The organism is Pseudomonas sp. P7759 (assembly GCF_013386445.1).
GTDB classification, from domain to species: Bacteria; Pseudomonadota; Gammaproteobacteria; order Pseudomonadales; family Pseudomonadaceae; genus Aquipseudomonas; species Aquipseudomonas azotoformans_A.
On the sequence record NZ_JACART010000100.1, the window covers coordinates 1 to 1,541 of the forward strand.

Annotated in this window: 2 protein-coding genes; one reads left to right on the forward strand and one right to left on the reverse strand. The window is 62.5% G+C overall.

The genetic code is table 11. The annotated features are described in order from the left end of the window. Window positions 1-889 (reverse strand): PLP-dependent aminotransferase family protein (locus HX823_RS31265; protein ID WP_177078497.1); only part of this gene is annotated, 889 nt, incomplete at its 3' end. A 123-nt stretch (window positions 890-1,012) separates the two neighbouring features. Here HX823_RS31265 and HX823_RS31270 point away from each other — a divergent pair. Next, window positions 1,013-1,541: LysE family translocator (locus HX823_RS31270; RefSeq protein WP_177078499.1), on the forward strand; the 529-nt coding region annotated here is incomplete at its 3' end.

A 1,541-nucleotide genomic window follows, 5' to 3' on the forward strand; every position in this document is an offset into this window, starting at 1 on the left:
GCGGCGGCGGGTTGGGGTGCAGGTCGCCGTAGAGGTCGTCCTCGATGATATGGCAGTGGTACTGCTGGGTCAGTTGCAGCAGGCGGAACGCCTGGCCGGGGCTGAACGAGTGGCCGGTGGGGTTGTGCAACACGCTGGTGGTCAGGTACAGGCTGGGGCGATGCTCGGCCAGCAGGTGTTCGAGGGCCGTGAAGTCAAAACCGTCGGGACGCCGTGGGATCGTCACCACCTTGACCCCGTGCAGGGCCAGGTTGGCGTGGAAGTTGAAATAACACGGTGCATCGAGCAGCACCGTGTCGCCGGGACGTGCCAGCAGGCGCATCAACATGTCCAGGCCTTGCACGGTGTTGGGGGTGGTGATGATCTGTTCCACCGACACCGACAGGCCCTCGCCATGCAGCTTCTGCTGCAGGGCCTGGCGCAACGGCAGTAACCCGGCCGGTGTGCCCAGGCTGGCGATGCGCAGTGACGGCGCACGCACCACGCTGCGCAAGGTTTGGCGCAGGGCTTCACTGTCCAGCCAGGTTTCCGGCAGGTGGCCGCCGCCGGGGCGCAGGTCGCCGTAGACGGTGGCGAGAGGGCGGCGCAATACGCTGAGCAGGTCCTGAGGCAGCAGATCAACCCAGTTCGAAGTTGTCGGCCTTGGGTGGTCTATCGCCACGAAATAGCCACGGCCTTGACTGGACGTGAGCAGGTTGCGCCCGCGCAGGCGGTCAAGGGCCTCATTGAGGGTGAACTTGCTTACGCCCAGGGTCTCGGTCAGTGCGCGCACCGAGGGCAATTTGCTGCCGGGCGCCCATTCGCCGTTTTCGATGGCCTGGCTGAACGCCTCGACAATCTGTTGCACCTTGGGCGCACCTTCTACAAAGGCGATGGCCGATACGAACACGCGACTTCCTTATCTTTGCTGGTGATTTTACCGGTAAAGTCAGGGCGAATTAGGCCTCACTTTACCTGCCTTGCGCAATGCCAACTGCCTAGACTGCGGGCTCCATCCCCCAGGTCCCCGGCCATGACAAGCGCGTTAACCCTTTCCTCGTTCCTGTATTTCCTGCTGTTTTGCGCCACCATGACCTTCAGCCCTGGCCCCATGACCCTGCTGCTATTAAGCCTGGGGGTGCGTGACGGGCTGCGCCGTTCAATCCCGGCACAGATCGGCGCCAGTGTGGCGTACCTGATCTCGATCCTGATTTTTGCCGTGGGTTTTTCCGAGTTGATCAGGGGCTACCCGGTGATCACCCTGGGTATCCAGGTGGTCGGCGTGGCGTACATCCTGCACCTTGCCTACAAACAGTGGACCAGCAGCGGCGTGGTGATTGAACGGAGCGGCCATGTTGAAGCGGCGCGCAACCTGTTCGGCAAGGGTTTGCTGACCGGATTTTCCAACCCCAAGACCCTCATCATGTTCAGCGCGGTGTTCCCCCAGTTCGCCGGGACCGGGGAGAGCCGTTCGACGGTGGACATTGCCATCCTCGGGCTGACGTTCCTGTTGCTGCAATTCGCCAGCGGCTGCCTGTATTGCTATTTCGGCCAGCGCATCA